Below are 19,176 nucleotides of genomic sequence, written 5' to 3'. Positions count from 1 at the left end.
TTTTGATAATAAAGTATGTGCTACAGCATGATTTGAAAAGCTGTTGCACATGTTGGTGCTCGTTAAGCGCTTTTATTTACCGGCGTACCACTGTGAAACTTAAAATCGTCATCACAAGATGTAATTAACTGCGCTTCAATTTCACCAAACTCTTTAACCCGCTCGGTAATATCAAAACCAGCAATTTCTTGGGCAAGAGTTAAATAGTCTTGGTAATGGCGTGCCTCAGAGCGCAATAACGAAATATAAAAATCACCTAAACGCTTATCTACATGGGGTGCAAGCGCGGCAAAACGCTCGCACGAACGAGCTTCGATGTAAGCACCGACTATGAGCTTATCGACCAGTGCATCTGGCTCAAAGGTTTTTACATGTCTTAGCATACCCTTAGCATAACGACACGGCGTAATAATTTGATACTCAATACCGTACTCATCCATGATCTCTAATACTTGATAAAAGTGGTGCAGCTCTTCTTTGATCAACATCACCATTTTATCAACCAAATCTTGCCCATAAGCTGAATCAGATTTTGGGATCACTGCTTTAGTCAGTTTGTTTTTAGCCGCAAGATCGCGCCAATTCCCTTCACGTTTGTATATCAGCGTTTCAAACGGCTTTAGCCACTCAAGCAAGGCATCGCTGCTTTGTTTATCCACGGCATATTTACGAATTAAAAACATCGCAGATTGCGCGGCTTTAAGCTCACAGATGAGATGATCAATTAAAATAACCGCTAGGTTTTCTTTTTTAGTGGCTTCATCAATCCACCCTAAAGGGGTTTCACAACGTAAAAATTGCTTAATCGGTTCTAAAAGTTTGCTATGTGGCACGAAGGGAGTTGCTCATTAGTATCTATCATTAAGAAAATGATTTTATCATGAAAAATGACTGATAATAAAACAAAGCTGGGGGTTTGATTAATTAAATAACCCGAACTCTAGTTAAATATATCCCCGCTGATTTTTTTGCTTTCGTCTCTCATTGGTGTTTCTTGACAAGACCCCATTACTGAACCATAACTTAATACAAGCTGTATAAAAATAAAACAGCGAACTAATTCCTTTTCATGGGGCACACAATTATGATACTAAACCATCTTTGGGGCATATATGCCCATCCACTCGAAGAGTGGCAAACAATAGATAACCGCCACGAGAGCTTAACATATAGCCTATCACATATATTACTTATAGCGTTGTTTCCATCTGCAATGGGTTATTACTCATCGGTTTATTTAGGCTGGAGTATCGGGGCTGGTAATCCGGTATTTTTAACCCACGATAGTGCAATACTGATTGCTGCAGCTATGTATGGCGCTTTAATTGTGGGTGTGTTTGCGCTGGCTTATTTAGCACATTGGATGGCTGTTACTTTTGGTGCAGAACCAACCTTTACCCAAACCTTAGAACTTGCAGCGTATACTTCAACACCAGTATTTATGTCTGCACTAGCGGCATTTTGGCCAGAACTATGGTTTGTTGTATGTGTGGGTTTGGTCGCTTTAGGCTATTCGGTCTACTTACTGTATACCGGTGTGCCCATTTTGATGCATATACCGCAAGAGCGTGGCTTTATTTACGCAAGCTCTGTGGTAACTTGCGGACTAATTTTACTGGTGATTATTTTAGCTGTCACCGCCATATTGTGGACCAACGGTATCGTAAGTCCAACCTTTACATGATACCTAGTTCAACGTTAGAAGCTGTAAAATGTAGTATAAAGTAGTGTTATTATTTTCTTTCCTTCGCAAAAAAGGAGCTAAATTTAGCTCCTTTTTTATTTCGCTAGGCAGAGATTAATCTGAGCCGTTTTCTTCTTGATTATGTAACTCTAAACCAGAAGACATGGCACTTTCACGACTACTTTTTGCCGAATCATTACGCAGCTGTTCAATACGATTCAAATAATTCTGATCGATACCACCGGTAATATATTGGCCATCAAATACTGATGTTTCAAATCGTGTAATTTCTGGGTTTTCCTGCGCTACGGCAGCAATCAAATCAGGTAACGATTGGAAAATCAAACCATCTGAGCCAATGCTTGCATTGATATCTTCAACTTCACGTCCATGGGCAATCAACTCAGCCGCAGATGGCATATCAATACCATACACGTTCGGAAAGCGAATTTCAGGTGCAGCAGAAGCAAAGTAAACGTTTTTAGCACCAGACTCACGCGCCATTTCAACAATTTGTGCTGAAGTAGTGCCACGTACAATCGAGTCATCAACTAGTAATACGTTTTTACCTTTAAACTCACGGTCAATTGCATTGAGCTTTTGACGTACTGACTTTTTACGCATTTCCTGACCAGGCATGATAAACGTACGACCAATGTAACGGTTTTTAACAAACCCTTGGCGATATGGCAGATTAAGTACGCGGGCGATTTCCAATGCCACATCACATGATGTTTCTGGGATTGGAATAACAACATCAATATCTTTATCAGCCCATTCGCGAGCAATTTTTTCGCCAAGCTTAGTGCCCATATTTACACGTGTAGCGTAAACAGACATGCGATCGATATTTGAGTCTGGACGTGCAAAGTAAACAAATTCAAAGATACATGGCGAATAAGATACTTTATCTGCGCATGTTTGTGAGTAAAACTCACCGCCTTCAGTAACATATATCGCTTCACCAGGAGCGACATCACGCACAAATTCAAAACCATCAGTTTTTAACGCAACGCTTTCAGAGGCAAACATATACTCGGTGCCATTTGCAGTTTCACGTTTACCAAACACTAATGGACGAATACCATTTGGGTCACGAAACGCGATAATACCATGGCCAATTACCATAGCGATGGTGGCATAACCGCCTTGAACTTTATTTATAACTTCGGTGATACCGTTAAAAATATCTTCAGGGTCAAGATGTAGTTTATTTGGTTTACTTAATTCATGAGCCATGATGTTAAGTAAAATTTCAGAATCTGAGGTTGTGTTAACGTGGCGACGTGCTTCACAGAACAATTGCTCTTTAAGCTGCTCTGCATTGGTTAAGTTACCGTTGTGTGCTAAAGCAATACCGAACGGTGAGTTAACATAGAACGGCTGCGCTTCAGACGAGCTAGAAGAACCTGCTGTCGGATAGCGTACATGGCCGATACCAATAGTGCCTTGTAAACGCTTCATATGACGGGTGTGAAATACATCTTTCACTAAGCCATTTGCTTTGCGTAAACTAAAGGTGTTGTTTTCAATGGTAATGATGCCCGCGGCATCTTGGCCACGGTGTTGCAAAACAGTTAAGCCATCATAAATCGCCTGATTTACAGGAGATGTTCCGACTATTCCAACGATACCACACATGAAATTTTTCCTCGCCGATTAACGGTTGACCGAATTTAAAAAGCTAGAGTTATTTTCGAGGTATGAAAAAAACCACTCAACAACAAAGCCAAATTCTGGGATCAAAATAGAGTTACCCCACCAGTGCGTATTGGGTGCACCAGTAAAAGCATCAAGAAAGAAGAGTAACGCGCTCACGACCAACACGCCACGAAGTGCACCAAAGACAATGCCGAAGACACGGTCTGTGCCAGACAAACCAGTACGTTGTACAAGTTCACCTAGAAGGTAGTTTAACAATCCGCCTAACAATAGCGTCGCAAAGAATAATATGGCAATGGCCGCTGCATTTCTTAAAAGGGGTTCAGAAATACTTGTTAGGAATGATGCTAAATATTGGTAAAACAAGCTAGATATGATAAATGCGCCAGCCCACACAGCCAAAGACATTGCTTCTTTTATAAAGCCACGAATTAAACCGATAATAGTAGACAGTGCAATAATGCCAAAGATGGCGTAATCAACCCAGATCATATGAACCAACTAGTCGTTAATTTGGGGCGCATTCTATAAGAGGTCAGCACTAAATGCCAGATCATTTTGCTACTTCAAATTGGGTAACTTTTCCGTTAAGTTTAGTAAGTGCTTTTAATTCAGGGAGTTTGCTCTCAAGCTGGGCTTTATCAAGCGACGGACCCACAAATACTTTGGTTAAAGTACCATTTGGTGTTTTAACTGGACGGGTAAAGGTTTTAAACCCTTTGTCACTTAGTTTAGCTTGTAGCGATTTTACATTCGCACTATGCGAAAAGCTCCCCAACTGAATTACATATGCCATTTTCGATAAATTTTCTTCAGGCTTACGTGATGGCTCAGACTTTTTTTCAACAGGTTGTGCTGTAGTCGTTGCTACAGTAGTTTGCTCAGTCGATGCTTCAACCATTTTTTTCGCTACTAGCGTCGTCTCTTCAACCGCATCAGAGGAACTTGAGAGTAGGTCATCATCTGGCAATATATCTTCCTCAGGCTCTTCGTTTGGCTGTTGTGCGTTAGCCACTTGATCATCTATTGAATCTTGCAAGTCAATAGTTGTGAACTCAGGACGTTCCGGAATGGCTTTAAAGCCTTCTTTGTAATGTACTTTTTCGCCATCAAGAATATTAGGAATAAACACGATAGCTGCAATCACCACAATAGTTGTGCCGACTAAACGATTTATAAAGCCTGAGTTCACCTGATTCCTCTCTATTTTTTCCAATAATTGATAGCAGCTGCAACAGTTAAGAAGGAGCCAAATATGATTAACACCGTCTTCTCATCAAGCTGTGGCAACACACCATCAAGTGCGTCTGCAACTGTTTGATATTTTTCAATTGGCGCGCTTGTATGCACATTATCCATGGATTTAGCTAAATTCTCTACTTTATCGCCACGAAAGCAATTAAGTCCGGCTAAACACCACGCATCAACTACCGGGCTAACTTCATTTAATACAGCGACTTTGTCTTTATCAGCCAGCATAGCGACTAACGCATGAACTTTAAAGCCTTGATCTTGCAGGTTAGCTAACTTTTTAGCTAAATAGCGTGCAGATTCAGCATTATGTGCCACATCAGTATAGACCATAGGTTTGCTGCTTAGTTGCTGAAAACGCCCTTCAACAACTAAATTAGCTAAACAATCACGGATCACTGCCTCACTAGGTAATAAATCTAACACGGCTAATGTGGTTAGTGCCGTTGCCGCGTTTTGGCATGGGATTGATGGTTTAGCAAACTCAAAGTGATGGGCTTGATATTGCCAACTAAAACTTTGCGCATGCTCTTTAAATATAAAGTCTCGCCCAGATAAATGCATCACCGCGTTAATTTCATGACCGTAGTCGGTGACTGTGAGCGGTATATTTAAATCGCCGACAATGGCAGGTGTGCCAGTACGGAATATCCCTGCTTTATCATAACCCACAAGCTCTCGCGTATCACCAAGGTACTCTTTATGATCTAGATCTATGGTGGTGATCACACTGGCAAATGGAGTAACAATATTGGTAGCATCGAAACGCCCACCTAAACCCACTTCTAACAGCACATAATCAACGCTATGGCGTTTAAAAATAGCCAGTGCGCCTAAGGTGCCATACTCAAAATAAGTCAGTGGCGTGTCACCGCGGCCTTGCTCGAGCAAGTCAAACGCATCAACATGAAATTGATCATCAAGCTCAGCGCCATTAATGCGCACTCGCTCGTTATAATGAATTAAATGAGGAGATGCATAGGTACCAACCGAATAACCTTGGGCAAGCAGCAGTGATTCTAAACATCGGGCAGTGGTGCCTTTGCCATTGGTGCCGGCTATTAGAATAATTTTACTTGGGCTATCTAGTAAACCAATGGTATTGGCAACTTTGGCAACGCGTTCTAAACCCATGGCAATATTTGCTGGGTGAACACTTTCTAAATAACAAAGCCAATCATCAAGGCTTGATGATTGGCTAGGAAGATTTTTTGTCATAGCGTGTAATCAGTAAAGCTGAAATTTACGCTACTCTATGCTCTTGTTCCGTAGAAGGCAAGTTCATAAATTTAGCTAGTATGCGGGCAAGTGTGTCACGCATTTCACGGCGATCAATAATCATATCGATGGCACCATGCTCGAGTAAAAATTCACTGCGTTGGAAGCCTTCAGGTAAGGTTTCGCGCACAGTTTGTTCAATTACACGAGGACCCGCAAAGCCGATTAATGCTTTTGGCTCCGCCACGTTGATATCACCTAGCATAGCTAATGATGCTGATACACCGCCCATAGTTGGGTCAGTCATTACTGAGATAAACGGTAAGCCTTGTTCGCTCATCTTAGCAAGTGCAGCACTGGTTTTAGCCATTTGCATAAGCGACATAAGTGCCTCTTGCATACGTGCGCCACCTGAAGCTGAGAAGCAAATTAGCGGCATGTTATGCTCTAAACACTGATCAACAGCATCCACAAAACGTGCGCCAACAACCGATGCCATTGACCCACCCATAAATGAGAATTCAAATGCGACGGCGGCCACTGGAATGCCTTTTAAGCGTCCCTTCATCGCGACTAATGCGTCTTTTTCGCCACTTGATTTTTGTGCGGCGGCGATACGATCTGAATATTTTTTCGAGTCTTTAAACTTTAAAATATCTTTTGGTTCGTGCTGTGTGCCAAGTTCTTGGCGGTCGCCATCATCCAAAAAGTGCTCAAGGCGTTTACGGCCACTCACACGCATGTGGTGATTGCATTTAGGACATACATTGAGTGATTTTTCTAATTCAGCTTTATATAAAATCGAATCACAATCTGTACACTTTGCCCAAACACCTTCAGGGATCTCTTTACGAGCCGAAGACTTTGTTGTTTTAGGTAGGATTTTTTCTAACCAACTCATTTGCAACTCTCTTAATACTATTCTGTGCTTTGCTGCGTTCCTGCCAAATCATTATTGACAGACAAATTTTTTCAATTAAAACATGAATTCCACACAGGCGGTATAAAAAACTGGTCTTAGTAGTGAAATGCCTGCAAGGTTATGTTTAATTTATCACCAATTAACCCTTCACATCCGTTAAGAATAAAGGGCCAAGTGGTGTCGACGGAATTTCAAACCGCGCCGGATAGTCAACATCAACTAAGTATAAACCTGCCGCCTTTGCCGTCGCACTGGCTTTGGCTCGCTCTTTTAAATCAAGTAACTCTTTTAGCCACACAGGTTGCTGCTTATGAATACCAATATCGGTTAAGCAACCGGTAATGTTACGCACCATGTGGTGTAAAAATGCATTAGCCTTAATATCAATAATCACATAACTGCCTTGACGCTCAACCGACAAGTGATGAATAGTACGTGTAGCAGTATTCGCTTGACAATGCAAAGCTCTGAATGACGTAAAATCATGCTCACCTAATAGATATTGACATGCTTCTTGCATTTTAGTTTCATCAAGTGGGTGATGAAAATGCGTAACGCCTTCATTTAATATTGCTCCTCGAAAGGCGTTATTGTAAATAACATAACGATAACGACGAGCAGTAGCACTAAAACGTGCATGAAAATCATCACTCACCGGTTTTGCATAGCGAATAGCAATATCTTTCGGTAGCAAGGTATTCATACCCATAGTAAATGCAACCATATCGCGTTCAGCATCGGTATCAAAATGCACCACTTGCCCAGTGCCATGCACGCCGGCATCAGTGCGTCCAGCACAGACTATTTCAACTGGATGATTACAAATACGCGAAAGCGCGGTTTCTACTTCTTGTTGTACGCTATTTACATGCGATTGACGTTGCCAACCACTATAACGGGCGCCGTTGTACTCAACTCCAAGTGCTACTCGCATAATTACTGCTTTACCTACTGTGCTAATGAACGGGGCATTTTATGCTATCTGACGCTGCAATAAAAGTGACTCTATACAAATTAAGCGCACAGCAGCCAAGCGACCTTTTTTCTATTGCTAAAAAAACGGGGAGTAAACTAAATTTACTCCCCGTTTTAACTATAAATGCAGAAACAACTTACAGTAATTTTGCTTTTAAGCTTTGTGCTTCTTCTTGTACTTCTTCGGGACCATTTGCTATTACTTCGTCAATAGCGTCAAGGGCTGCATCCATATCCCCTATTTCAATATAAGCACGTGCTAAATCAAGTTTTGCAGAATAACCGCCACTTTCAGCATCAACATCAGTTGGGTTATCTCCAGCAAGTAAGGCATCAAACTCACTTAATCCGACATCCATATTTACATCATCATAAGGTTCATAATCTAAGCTTGTATCATCACTTTGTTCAATCAAAGCATCAATATCGACGAATTCATCCGCAACGATGTCCTCATTTGTTGATGCATTCACGTCTTCACTTAATTGCTCAGCCGACGGCATATCATCAGGTACTGAAAGCTCTTCAAGTGTAGCAAGATCTTCACTAAGTAACGCATTGAAATCAACTTCAAACTCGCTGCTATCATCTATTTCTAAAGACTCAGGTTCAGCCAACTCACTAAGCAATGCATCAAAATCTGTTTGGGTGAGATCAGCCATAAAATCATCATCAAGCTGATCATCTGACAACGATTGTTCCAGTGGATCTTCAAGTTCAGTCGCGAAATCACTACGATATTCATCTTCTAACGCATCTGTAAGTTCATCTTCAACAACTGGTTCATCTTCAGCAACTAGTTCGTCTTCAACAACTGGCTCGTCTTCAATAACCAGTTCGTCTTCAACAACCAGCTCGTCTTCAACAACTGGCTCGTCTTCAACAACTGGCTCGTCTTCAACAACTGGTTCGTCTTCAACAACTGGTTCGTCTTCAACAACTGGTTCGTCTTCAACAACTGGTTCGTCTTCAACAACTGGTTCGTCTTCAACAACTGGTTCGTCTTCAACAACTGGTTCGTCTTCAACAACTGGCTCGTCTTCAACAACTGGTTCGTCTTCAACAACTGGCTCATCTTCAGCAACTAGCTCGTCTTCAACAACTAGCTCGTCTTCAACAACTGGCTCGTTTTCAGCAACTAGTTCGTCTTCAACAACTGGCTCGTCTTCAGCAATTAGCTCTTCTTCAGCAACTAGTTCGTCTTCAGCAACTGGCTCATCTTCAACAACCGGCTCATCTTCAGCAACTAGTTCGTCTTCACTACCTAGCTCATCTTCAACAACCAGCTCGTCTTCAACAACTGGCTCATCTTCAATAACCAGTTCGTCTTCAACAACCAGCTCGTCTTCAACAACTGGCTCGTCTTCAACAACTGGTTCGTCTTCAACAACTGGCTCATCTTCAGCAACTAGCTCGTCTTCAGCAACTAGCTCGTCTTCAACAACTGGCTCATCTTCAATAACCAGTTCGTCTTCAACGACCAGCTCGTCTTCAACAACTGGCTCGTTTTCAGCAACTAGCTCGTCTTCAGCAATTAGCTCTTCTTCAGCAACTAGTTCGTCTTCAGCAACTGGCTCATCTTCAACAACCGGCTCATCTTCAGCAACTAGTTCGTCTTCACTACCTAGCTCATCTTCAATAACCAGTTCGTCTTCAACAACTGTTTCGTCTTCAGCAACCGGCTCGTCTTCAGTAATCAGCTCATCTTCGATTAATAATTCATCATCAAAATCTTGCTCTAAACTATCTAAATCGTGGCCTCCCGCCATTGCATTAGCAAGATCTTGCTCAGCTTGACTAAGCTTCAGCTCTGGAGTACCTGGTTCTGACGTTTCCAGCTCAGTCTCATCGGCTAATTCTGCGTCACTATCAATCTCTTCATCATCGAGTTCAAGGTCTGGATAATCATCAAGCTCTAAACTTGGCGTTACTGTATCATTGCTAAGAGGTTCGTCTTCCAGTGCTAAATCAAATTCATCACCGAGTTCTTCATCTGCAAGCGGATCATCTCCCAGATCTATTTCAACTTCTTCGATATCATCGTTGAGCTCATCAACATCAGACCATTGTGGAGGCTCTACGTAATCATCTTCTTGCTGCAGCTCATTGAGTAAATCATCAACACTTTTTAGTGAAGGATCATTATATTCTTCGAGTAAATCATCTTCATCAAGTAAATCGTCGCTTGATTCTTCACTCGTTTGTGCAAATAAATCATCATCTAAACCTTCAAACTCTGATTCAAGTTCATCTAAAAGCTCTGGCTCTGCTACAAGCTCAGGCACTTTTTCAAGCTCTGGCTCTGCTTCAAGCTCTGGTTCTTCTACAAGTTCAGGTTCTTCTTCAAGCTCTGGCTCTGCTTCAAGCTCTGGTTCTTCTACAAGTTCAGGTTCTTCTTCAAGCTCTGGCTCTGCAACAAGCCCAGGCTCTTCTACAAGCTCAGGTTCTTCTTCAAGCTCTGGCTCTTGTTCAATAGTTACTTCTGATTCGTCAACTAAACTTGATGCAATAGATTCAACGTCTTCGACGTCTAGTTCATCTTCTACATTCGATAACTCTTCCATCGAATCAGAAAGAGCTTCATCTAGCTGCGTGGTATGCGCTTGATCAGTTAAACTTTCAATATCACAGAAGTCAAATTCATCGTCTTCTTCAAGAAGTGCAGATCCCGCTTCTGGTTCCGATTTTTCCTCAGTAGCATCCTCTAATAAACTATCAATATCACCTAAATCAAATCCATCATCTTCTTCAGCAATTACAGACTCTGCCGCTTCTTGATCGCTAGCTTCATCAATTAAACTATCAATGTCATCTAAATCAAATTCATCTTCTTCAGCCAGCTCCGGTTCAGCAGCTACTTGGTCGCTAGCTTCATCGATTAGGCTGTCAACATCGTCTAAATCAAATTCATCGTCTTCTTCAGCCAGATCATGCTCTGCAGTTACTTTATCGCCAGTCTCATCAATTAGACTGTCAATATCGTCTAAATCAAATTCGTCTTCTTCAGCCAACTCCGGCTCTGCAGTCGCTTTATCGCCAGTTTCATCAATTAGACTGTCAATATCGTCTAAATCAAATTCGTCTTCTTCAGCCAACTCCGGCTCTGCAGTCGCTTTATCGCCAGTTTCATCAATTAGACTGTCAATATCGTCTAAATCAAATTCGTCTTCTTCAGCCAGCTCCGGCTCTGCAGTCGCTTTATCGCCAGTTTCATCAATTAGACTGTCAATATCGTCTAAATCAAATTCGTCTTCTTCAGCCAGCTCCGGCTCTACAGTCGCTTTATCGCCAGCTTCATCAATTAGACTGTCAATATCGTCTAAATCAAATTCGTCTTCTTCAGCCAGCTCCGGCTCTGCAGTCGCTTTATCGCCAGCTTCATCAATTAGACTGTCAATATCGTCTAAATCAAATTCGTCTTCTTCAGCCAGCTCCGGCTCTGCAGTCGCTTTATCGCCAGCTTCATCAATAAGGCTGTCAATATCGTCTAGATCAAATTCGTCTTCTTCAGCCAGATTCGGCTCTGCAGTCGCTTTATCGCCAGCTTCATCAATAAGGCTGTCAATATCGTCTAAATCAAATTCGTCGTTATCGCCGTCATTCTTATCTGTCGGTTGATTACTGCTTTGTTCATCAATCAATGCATCAATATCAAAGTCATCATCTTCATCTGCTAACTCTTCACTGAGTGCTGCTAAGTCATCATCTGAGTCAAGCGAGTCATCTGATTCAGCAGTCGGTTCATCGTTGTCATTAGCAAATAAATCATCTAGATCTGATGCACTTAGAATATCGCCATCATTGTTGTCGGCTTTAATATCTAAATCAATGTCGTCGCCTAAGCTATCATCATCTGCTTGATCAAAATCTTGCTGCATGAAGATATCAAGTTCATCATCTTCTTCTTTAGCCTCGTCGCTTTCATCATCAAATACAATGTCGTCGCTCAGTAAACCATCTAGCTCGTCTTGATTTAATAAACTGTCACCATCTTCAAACGCATCATCAATATTGTCATCAAAAATAATATCGTCGTCATCAGGTAAAATATCGTTCTCAAGATCATCAAGCTGAATACTTACATCATCGTCTTCTTGAACTGGATCTGGAATAATTGGATCAAGTGATGGTCCTAAGTCAACATCATCCTCTGTTGTATAACTAGGGCTTTGTGGTAAAAATTCGTCATCATCAGTGCTTTCATCTTCTTTGTTGTTACGTTTACGTAAAAACATCACGATTGCAAAGATGATCAATAACGCTGGAATTGTCATTAATAGAATGAGAACTAGTGGATTGGCTAATAGCCCAGCAAAGTCAAACTCACTAGTCTCTTCGAGCTTTTTTGCTTGTTGTTGCTCTATAATTTCGTTCTGTTTTGCAATCAATTCAGAAAGTTGGCGTTGAATTTCACTGTCTTTACCAAGTTGCTCACGAATATTTTCAAGCTCTTTAGACACACCAGTTAACTGTTGCTTTAATTTATTGTTTTCAACTAAAATTTCTTCGACATTATCAACTGACGACTTGAACTGCTTTTGTAATTCAACAAGCTGACTGCCCTGTTGGGTTTTAATGCTGTTGATTTCTTGTTTTAATTCTTGCTTAGCTTCATCAACATCCACTTTGCGTGCTTGAGTTACTTTGGTTTGTGAAGCAGTAATTTCGCTGTTCGTAAGCGTGCCATTTTTCTTTTTTTCCCATAGCTCATCATCTTGCTCTGAACGCTGTTTGGCAAGCTCCGGGCTTACTGCGCGGATATCAGCTAAGGTAGGGATTTTTAAATACGCACCATCGCGCATATGATTGAGATTTTGATCTAAAAATGATTGCGGATTTTTTTCATACAGAGCCTGCATAACTTGATAAATACTGACCGAGTTATCAGGTCGCACTTTTGCAGCAATACGCCATAGTGTATCGGTTGGCTTTATTGGCCCAATAGAACGCCCTTGAACGCCATAATCAACGCCTTTAGGCCCTTTAAGTTGGCTGCCGTCTTGGGAGTATATCGGTGTTACCACCAATGCAGACGCTAATAAGAGGAGTGTAGCTAAACCGCGCATGCTGATCCTTTAATGTTTAAATGTTAACGCAGCGCCATTAAATTAGACGCTTAAACATTGATTATTTCTTGCAGAAATAACGTACATAAATAAATAGTTAATTAAGTCTTTCCTGCAAGCTCTATTCCAGTTGCAAACTATAAACCAGTTGCGGCTTAATATCCATCGCAACACTTTGAAACGTAATAGCTTAAACTTTATTAGCCGGAAGAGTTTTTTATCGTTAAGATTAAGTTTATACGCTTTTAGCAGCTATGCGGCAATTATTTGGCAGTTAAAAAATAAAAAAGCGACAAACTGCCGCTTTTCTTGCTTTTAATTAAAGATAGTTCGCTATCAACTCTTCAGCTATTTGCACGCTGTTCGTTGCGGCCCCTTTACGGGTATTATCACTTACAACCCACATATTTAAACCATGCGGATGTGAGATATCTTGACGTAAGCGCCCTACATACACAATGTCATTACCACTTGCATCTGTAACCGGGGTTGGGTAATCCCCTTCGTCTTCTATAAGTTCAAGCCCTGGCGCGTCATTAAGTAATTGTTTTACATGTTCAAAGTCGTACGGCATACGTGTTTCAATGTTAATCGCTTCTGAGTGACCAAAAAATACCGGAACTCGTACACATGTCGGATTAACAGCAATTGTGGTATCACCCAGAATTTTATGGGTTTCGTTAACCATCTTCATTTCTTCACGGGTGTAACCGTTATCTTCAAAAACATCAATTTGTGGGATAACATTAAACGCCATCTGCTTTGGAAATATTTCGCTATCTACAGGGCGTGCATTCATTAAATTAGCAGTTTGTTTTGCAAGTTCATCAACCGCTTTTTTGCCTGCACCCGATACTGCTTGATAAGTAGATACATTAATACGATCGATGCCGTATGCATCATAAATAGGTTTTAATGCCACCATCATTTGAATAGTTGAGCAATTAGGATTAGCAATGATATTGCGATTTCTAAAATCAGCAAGGCTTGCTGCATTTACTTCTGGCACAACCAGTGGTATTTCAAAATCATTTCTAAAGTGCGAAGTGTTATCAATTACTACACATCCTGCATCAGCGGCAATAGGTGCGTATTTTTCTGACACACTGCCACCGGCAGAAAATAAACCAATATGCGCTTGGCTAAAGTCAAACCCTTCAACGTCCTGCACTTCAATAGTTTCACCACGAAACTTAATATCTTCACCAGCGCTGCGACTACTTGCCAATAAAAATAATTGATCAACAGGAAACTTACGATCTTCTAACGTTTCAATAATTTGGCGACCAACAAGACCTGTAGCGCCAAGTACGGCAACATTATATTTTTGTGACATGTGTATTCCTCGTTTAACAGCCGCCATTGTGGCCGCTGTTTAAATTTTAAGTTATTCGACTACGAAACCAAGCCCTTGCAGCAAAGGCGAATATGCGCCTGCACCTAGCACTTTGACTGTGCTAAATTCACGTCGAATGGGGTAGTTTTTACGTAAGCTATCAAACCCTTCACTTGCTAAGTTGCATCGCAAAATACCATCATCACGACGCACATCGTAAACCAGATGGATCAACTGACCTAAATCAGCTTCGCTAAAGGTTTCTTGTAATGTAACTTGGGTAAACGCGGGCACTGGTAAAAAATCAGCTAATGCTTTGCCTGTTTGCAAACCTTTAAGCTCGCACAACTTTTCATAGAGCATTTGCGTGCCACGTGCTTTACCCTCTAAGGTATGGCCTGCGATATGGACACTGGCATAACGCACAAACTCAAGCAATTCAGTTAATATAGAAGGTTCGTTTTCCCATACATCTAATACCACATCGAGCTTGGCACCACCGCGCATAATTTCCAGTAGAGCATGATTATCGACCACATCGCCGCGACTGGCATTAATCAAAATAGTGCCAGGTTTAAGCGCTGCTAAACGCGCTTTGTTCATTAAATGCAAGGTACTATGTTTACCGGTCGTTACTAACGGCACATGGAAAGTGACGATATCCGCTTTACTCAACAACTCATCAATATCTGTATGCTCGGCTAATTGTCCCGCTTCATGCTTAGGTGGATCGCATACTAATACAGTGACATTAAGCGCGGCTAATTTATCTCGCAAACAGCTACCAATACTGCCCACTCCGACAATCCCAATGGTTTTGTGTTCCAAGGTGCAGGCATTTTCTTGGCACAGTGCAAACAAGCTACTGATCACATATTCAGCCACAGCAACGGCATTACAACCAGGTGCGCTCGTAAATGCAATATCACGTTGTTTGAGTAAATCAGTATCAATATGATCAACGCCGATTGTCGCCGTACCTACGTAGCGTAATTTATTAGCATGTATTAACAGTGCTTCATTTACTGAGGTTACCGAGCGAGTTAATAATACATCAACATCAATGAGCTGTTCGCTTTGTAATGTACGACCATCAAAACGCGTTACTTCACCAAAATCAGCAAAATATTGCTCAACAAGTGGCATGTTTTGGTCTGCAAGAATTTTCATTAACAAGTCCAGTAAGCACTAAGAGCCGCTATTGTAACGAACATAGCCGACTTTGAAAACGAAAAAGCCGAGCAAGTTGCTCGGCTTTAATTGTAATTTGGCTTTTTAATTAGCCTTTATATTTACTCATCACTAACGTGGCGTTAGTACCACCAAAACCAAAACTGTTAGACATAACAGTATTTAGTTCAATGTCTTTACGCTCAGTGATAATGTTTAAGCCTGCAGCTTGTTCATCTAGCTCATCAATATTGATTGAAGGCGCAACAAAGCTATGCTCTAACATCAATAGTGAGAAAATAGCTTCATGCACACCAGCGGCGCCCAGTGCATGGCCTGTCATTGCTTTAGTCGCGCTGATCATCGGTGAATTACCACCAAATACTTCTTGAATTGCTCCTAACTCTTTTACATCACCTACTGGTGTAGATGTACCGTGAGTGTTTAGATAATCAATGCTGTCAACGCCTTGCATTGCTTGACGCATACAACGTGCAGCACCTTCACCTGATGGTGCAACCATGTCATAGCCATCAGATGTTGCGCCATAGCCAACAACTTCAGCATAAATGTGTGCACCACGTGCAAGCGCATGTTCAAGTTCTTCAACAACAACAATACCGCCACCACCAGAGATAACAAATCCATCGCGGTTAGCATCATAAGTACGAGAGGCTTTTTCAGGTGTTTCATTATATTTGGTAGACAGTGCGCCCATTGCGTCAAATTCCATTGCCAATGTCCAGTGAAGCTCTTCACCGCCACCGGCAAAAACAACGTCTTGTTTGCCTAATTGGATTTGCTCAACTGCGTTACCAATACAGTGTGCAGATGTTGCACATGCTGAACTGATTGAGTAGTTAACACCTTTAATTTTAAATGGTGTTGCTAAGCATGCCGATGTTGTGCTCGCCATGGTGCGCGGAACCATATAAGGACCTACACGTTTTACGCCTTTTTCACGTAAAATGTCAGCCGCTTCAACCTGCCATTTAGATGAACCACCACCGGAACCCACAATGATACCCGTGCGCTCATTTGATACTTGATCATCAGACAAACCAGAATCTGCAATTGCTTGTGCCATTGAAATATACGAATACGCAGCGGCATCGCCCATAAAGCGCATTGCTTTACGATCAACAAACTCTTTAACGTCAATATCAATTTTGCCGGATACGTTACTACGTAACTTATATTCAGCAAATTCTGGGTTAAAAGCGATTCCGCTCTTACCTGTTTTTAACGATTCTAATACTTCTTCTTTGTTGTTACCGATGCTTGATACAACACCGATGCCCGTAATAACGGCTCTTCTCATGGGTAATTACCTTAGCTTGATACTAAATTGTGTTCTATTTTACGCTGAAACTTACAACGAAGTGGTCAGCTTTCTAGCGTACACTTGTACTCTGAACCTCTAGCTTATAAATAACGCCAGACTATTTCAAAGAAAACACGTAAAATAATGAAAAAAGTACTCATTAATTGCATGCCATGATTAAAAACGCTGAAATTCACTTTAATAACTTAGGTACACCCGTTGCAGACAACTTTAACGATGTCTACTTTTCGAACGATGATGGCCAAGCTGAGTCTGATTATGTGTTCTACCAGCAAAATAATATGTCTCATCGATTACAAAATCATGACCGTGCACATTTCGTTATCGCTGAAACTGGTTTTGGTACTGGGCTTAATTTTTTAAATACATGGCAACAATTTAAAAATCATCTAACCAGTAGGCAACATCAAAGCCAAGAAGTTCACAACTCAGCACAACAGAATGTGCAGCGCTTACATTTTATGTCTTTTGAAAAGTATCCGATTAAAACAGACGATCTGCAAAAGGCATTGCAAGTATGGCCTAGTTTAGCACCATTGAGTAAACAGTTACTCGCTAAGTACCCGATTAATTTAGCTGGTTGCCATCGTCTTGAATTTGACAATGGTCAAATTATACTCGATTTATATTTTGGCGATGTGCAAGAATCACTCGCAGCTATAAGCTACCCGCAAACAGGTATTATCGATGCGTGGTATCTAGATGGCTTTGCACCGAGTAAAAATCCAGAAATGTGGCAGCCAGCCTTATTTAATTCAATGGTGGATATTTCTCGTAGTAATGCCACGTTTGCAACCTTTACGGTTGCAGGTGTTGTACGTAGAGGTCTTGCTGATGCAGGGTTTGCGGTACAAAAAATCAAAGGTCATGGCAAAAAAAATGAAATGCTGATTGGTTCTTTAGCCCATGCTAACCAAGCACAATCGGCGCCACCTTATCTGGCTCATCAGCAAAGTTCACTTAAAAACGTTGCTGTCATTGGCGGAGGGATAGCCAGCAGCGCTATTTTATATAGCTTGGCGAAACGTGGGGTTAACAGCCAACTTTTTTGCCAAGATCCCCAACTCGCGATGGGCGCATCTCATAATGTGCAAGGTGCGATTTATCCGCACTTACAAGCAAAAAACTCCCCGCAGAGTGAGCTTTTTGCGCACAGTTTTTTATATGCGAAACGACTTTATCAGCAACTCACTGAGAATGGCTTTCACTATGATCATCAATGGTGCGGCGTATTACAACACGCGATCAAACAACCCTTAGTTGAGCGCCATCAAAATATTGAACATAAACAGCTGTGGCCAGATGAACTCATGCACGGCGTAACGCCTGAGCAAGGTGATGAAATTGCCGGTGTAAGTACAGGCTACTCTGGCGTATATTTCCCGTTAGGTGGATGGGTTAACCCACCACAATTAGTGAGCGCTCTGTTCCAACAAGCCCATAAACTCAAACCAATTAAAAGCCATTTTAATTGTGATATCGAACAGCTTGAGAAAACCCCGCAAGGCTGGCTGTTATTGAGCCAAGGGCAACAGTTTGGCCCATTTAGTGACGTTATTGTATGTGCTGGTGAGCACAGCGACCGTTTTGTACAAACTCAGGCTCTGCCAATTGTTGGCGTGCGTGGTCAAGTATCCCATGTACAAGCAAGTCCTGCATCACGTAAACTAAAAACCGTGCTATGTCATAAAGGCTACTTTACTCCTGCTTATTTAGACCATCACTGTATGGGCGCAACATTCGAGAAGAACTCAAAAAGCCGCGCAGTCAAAGACCAAGACAATCAAACAAATCGCGAGCAACTGCTTCACTTTTATGGACAAACCGACTTTGCCAGTAGTCTAGGTGAGATCACGGCAGCTAAAGCCGCTGTACGTTGTAGTTTTATTGATCACCTCCCTATGGCCGGAGAATGGCCGCAGCAAAGTGATTATATTCACGCGTTTGCCAATTTACGCGCAGGGAAACGCTATCAATATCAATCCTTACAAAAACCACAACAAGGACTACACATACTCACAGGCTTTGGGGCTCGTGGCTTATGCAGTGCGCCCCTGTGTGCAGAACAATTAGTTGCTGCACTTAACAATGAACCACAGCCTTTGAGTGAACGAGTAAGCCAAGCGATTCACCCAGCCCGCTTTATTGTAAGAGATTTAATTCGAAATAAAATTTAACTTAGCAAAAATAGCGTGTAGGAACCGATGTGATAAAAATAATAACACCACTGATGTTAGCAATAAGCCTAACCTCAGTGACTTGCGCTGCAAATTTAGACAGCGTTCCGCTACCAGCTGATTTTAAGTACTCATTACAAATTGCCGATGACTACCCACTGATACAAACTGGCTATGTTGCTCAGTCGATTACAAAAGTGAGTGCTTTTTATCAACAAGCTTTAGGTAAGTCTGAGCTTATTATCGGTGATAATAAACGCCGAACGTTGTTTTATACCATCGACAAGAAAACCGTGCGGATCAGCTTATATGCTCGTGACTACCGAACCGAAATAGCGATTATGATCACGCAACCATAATCGCTTGACGG

The 19,176-nt window shown here is 41.6% G+C and carries 14 protein-coding genes; 3 read left to right on the top strand and 11 right to left on the bottom strand.

The genetic code is table 11. The features are described 5' to 3' along the window. Positions 1 to 62: 62 nt before the first annotated feature. Positions 63 to 833, bottom strand: coding sequence for a tRNA isopentenyl-2-thiomethyl-A-37 hydroxylase MiaE (gene miaE / locus PVK79_RS06315; protein WP_257325525.1), 771 nt, complete (start codon positions 831 to 833; stop codon positions 63 to 65). A gap of 251 nt (positions 834 to 1,084) precedes the next feature. Here miaE and PVK79_RS06310 point away from each other — a divergent pair, with 251 nt between their 5' ends. Then, positions 1,085 to 1,684: a Yip1 family protein gene (locus PVK79_RS06310; RefSeq protein ID WP_145241488.1), complete on the top strand. Its 600-nt coding sequence runs from the start codon at positions 1,085 to 1,087 to the stop codon at positions 1,682 to 1,684. A 114-nt stretch (positions 1,685 to 1,798) separates the two neighbouring features. Here PVK79_RS06310 and purF read toward each other — a convergent pair whose 3' ends face one another. From purF to fabB, 10 genes are all read right to left on the bottom strand, one after another. Continuing rightward, a complete protein-coding gene (purF, locus tag PVK79_RS06305; RefSeq protein WP_145241490.1) occupies positions 1,799 to 3,325 on the bottom strand; it encodes an amidophosphoribosyltransferase in 1,527 nt (508 codons plus the stop codon). Positions 3,326 to 3,343: 18 nt separating this feature from the next. Then, positions 3,344 to 3,838, bottom strand: coding sequence for a CvpA family protein (locus PVK79_RS06300; RefSeq protein ID WP_054206292.1), 495 nt, complete (start codon positions 3,836 to 3,838; stop codon positions 3,344 to 3,346). 61 nt (positions 3,839 to 3,899) lie between these two features. Beyond that, positions 3,900 to 4,538: an SPOR domain-containing protein gene (locus PVK79_RS06295; protein WP_149980767.1), complete on the bottom strand. Its 639-nt coding sequence runs from the start codon at positions 4,536 to 4,538 to the stop codon at positions 3,900 to 3,902. Between the two features lie 11 nt (positions 4,539 to 4,549). Next, complete coding sequence (folC, locus tag PVK79_RS06290) at positions 4,550 to 5,815, bottom strand: bifunctional tetrahydrofolate synthase/dihydrofolate synthase (RefSeq protein WP_257325524.1); 1,266 nt, start codon at positions 5,813 to 5,815, stop codon at positions 4,550 to 4,552. A 25-nt stretch (positions 5,816 to 5,840) separates the two neighbouring features. Next, positions 5,841 to 6,716 (bottom strand): acetyl-CoA carboxylase, carboxyltransferase subunit beta, encoded by an 876-nt coding sequence (accD, locus tag PVK79_RS06285; RefSeq protein WP_145241496.1) that lies wholly within the window; start codon positions 6,714 to 6,716, stop codon positions 5,841 to 5,843. Positions 6,717 to 6,876: 160 nt separating this feature from the next. Beyond that, positions 6,877 to 7,671, bottom strand: a complete 795-nt coding sequence (gene truA, locus PVK79_RS06280) for a tRNA pseudouridine(38-40) synthase TruA (protein WP_149980769.1) — start codon at positions 7,669 to 7,671, stop codon at positions 6,877 to 6,879. Between the two features lie 178 nt (positions 7,672 to 7,849). After that, the gene (locus tag PVK79_RS06275) at positions 7,850 to 12,778 is read right to left on the bottom strand and encodes a FimV/HubP family polar landmark protein (RefSeq protein WP_257325523.1); all 4,929 of its coding nucleotides are present in this window, start codon (positions 12,776 to 12,778) and stop codon (positions 7,850 to 7,852) included. Positions 12,779 to 13,097: 319 nt separating this feature from the next. Next, positions 13,098 to 14,114 (bottom strand): aspartate-semialdehyde dehydrogenase, encoded by a 1,017-nt coding sequence (locus PVK79_RS06270; protein ID WP_145241502.1) that lies wholly within the window; start codon positions 14,112 to 14,114, stop codon positions 13,098 to 13,100. Positions 14,115 to 14,165: 51 nt separating this feature from the next. Further along, positions 14,166 to 15,284 carry a 4-phosphoerythronate dehydrogenase gene (locus tag PVK79_RS06265; protein ID WP_145241504.1) on the bottom strand — a complete coding sequence of 373 codons (1,119 nt, stop codon included), beginning with the start codon at positions 15,282 to 15,284 and terminating at the stop codon, positions 14,166 to 14,168. Positions 15,285 to 15,393: 109 nt separating this feature from the next. Further along, a complete protein-coding gene (gene fabB / locus PVK79_RS06260) occupies positions 15,394 to 16,605 on the bottom strand; it encodes a beta-ketoacyl-ACP synthase I (RefSeq protein WP_257325521.1) in 1,212 nt (403 codons plus the stop codon). Positions 16,606 to 16,781: 176 nt separating this feature from the next. On the opposite strand from fabB, the gene mnmC reads away from it, so the two are divergent. Together mnmC and PVK79_RS06250 are read left to right on the top strand one after the other, a co-directional pair. Then, entirely contained in the window at positions 16,782 to 18,806 is a 2,025-nt protein-coding gene (mnmC, locus tag PVK79_RS06255; RefSeq protein WP_257325520.1) for a bifunctional tRNA (5-methylaminomethyl-2-thiouridine)(34)-methyltransferase MnmC2/FAD-dependent 5-carboxymethylaminomethyl-2-thiouridine(34) oxidoreductase MnmC1, read from the top strand. Positions 18,807 to 18,835: 29 nt separating this feature from the next. Beyond that, entirely contained in the window at positions 18,836 to 19,165 is a 330-nt protein-coding gene (locus tag PVK79_RS06250; RefSeq protein ID WP_145241510.1) for a hypothetical protein, read from the top strand. Positions 19,166 to 19,176 lie beyond the last annotated feature (11 nt).

Origin of the sequence: Pseudoalteromonas rhizosphaerae (assembly GCF_028885455.1) — a bacterium.
GTDB lineage: Bacteria > Pseudomonadota > Gammaproteobacteria > Enterobacterales > Alteromonadaceae > Pseudoalteromonas > Pseudoalteromonas rhizosphaerae.
This window is presented reverse-complemented; position numbering and strand designations above follow the sequence as displayed.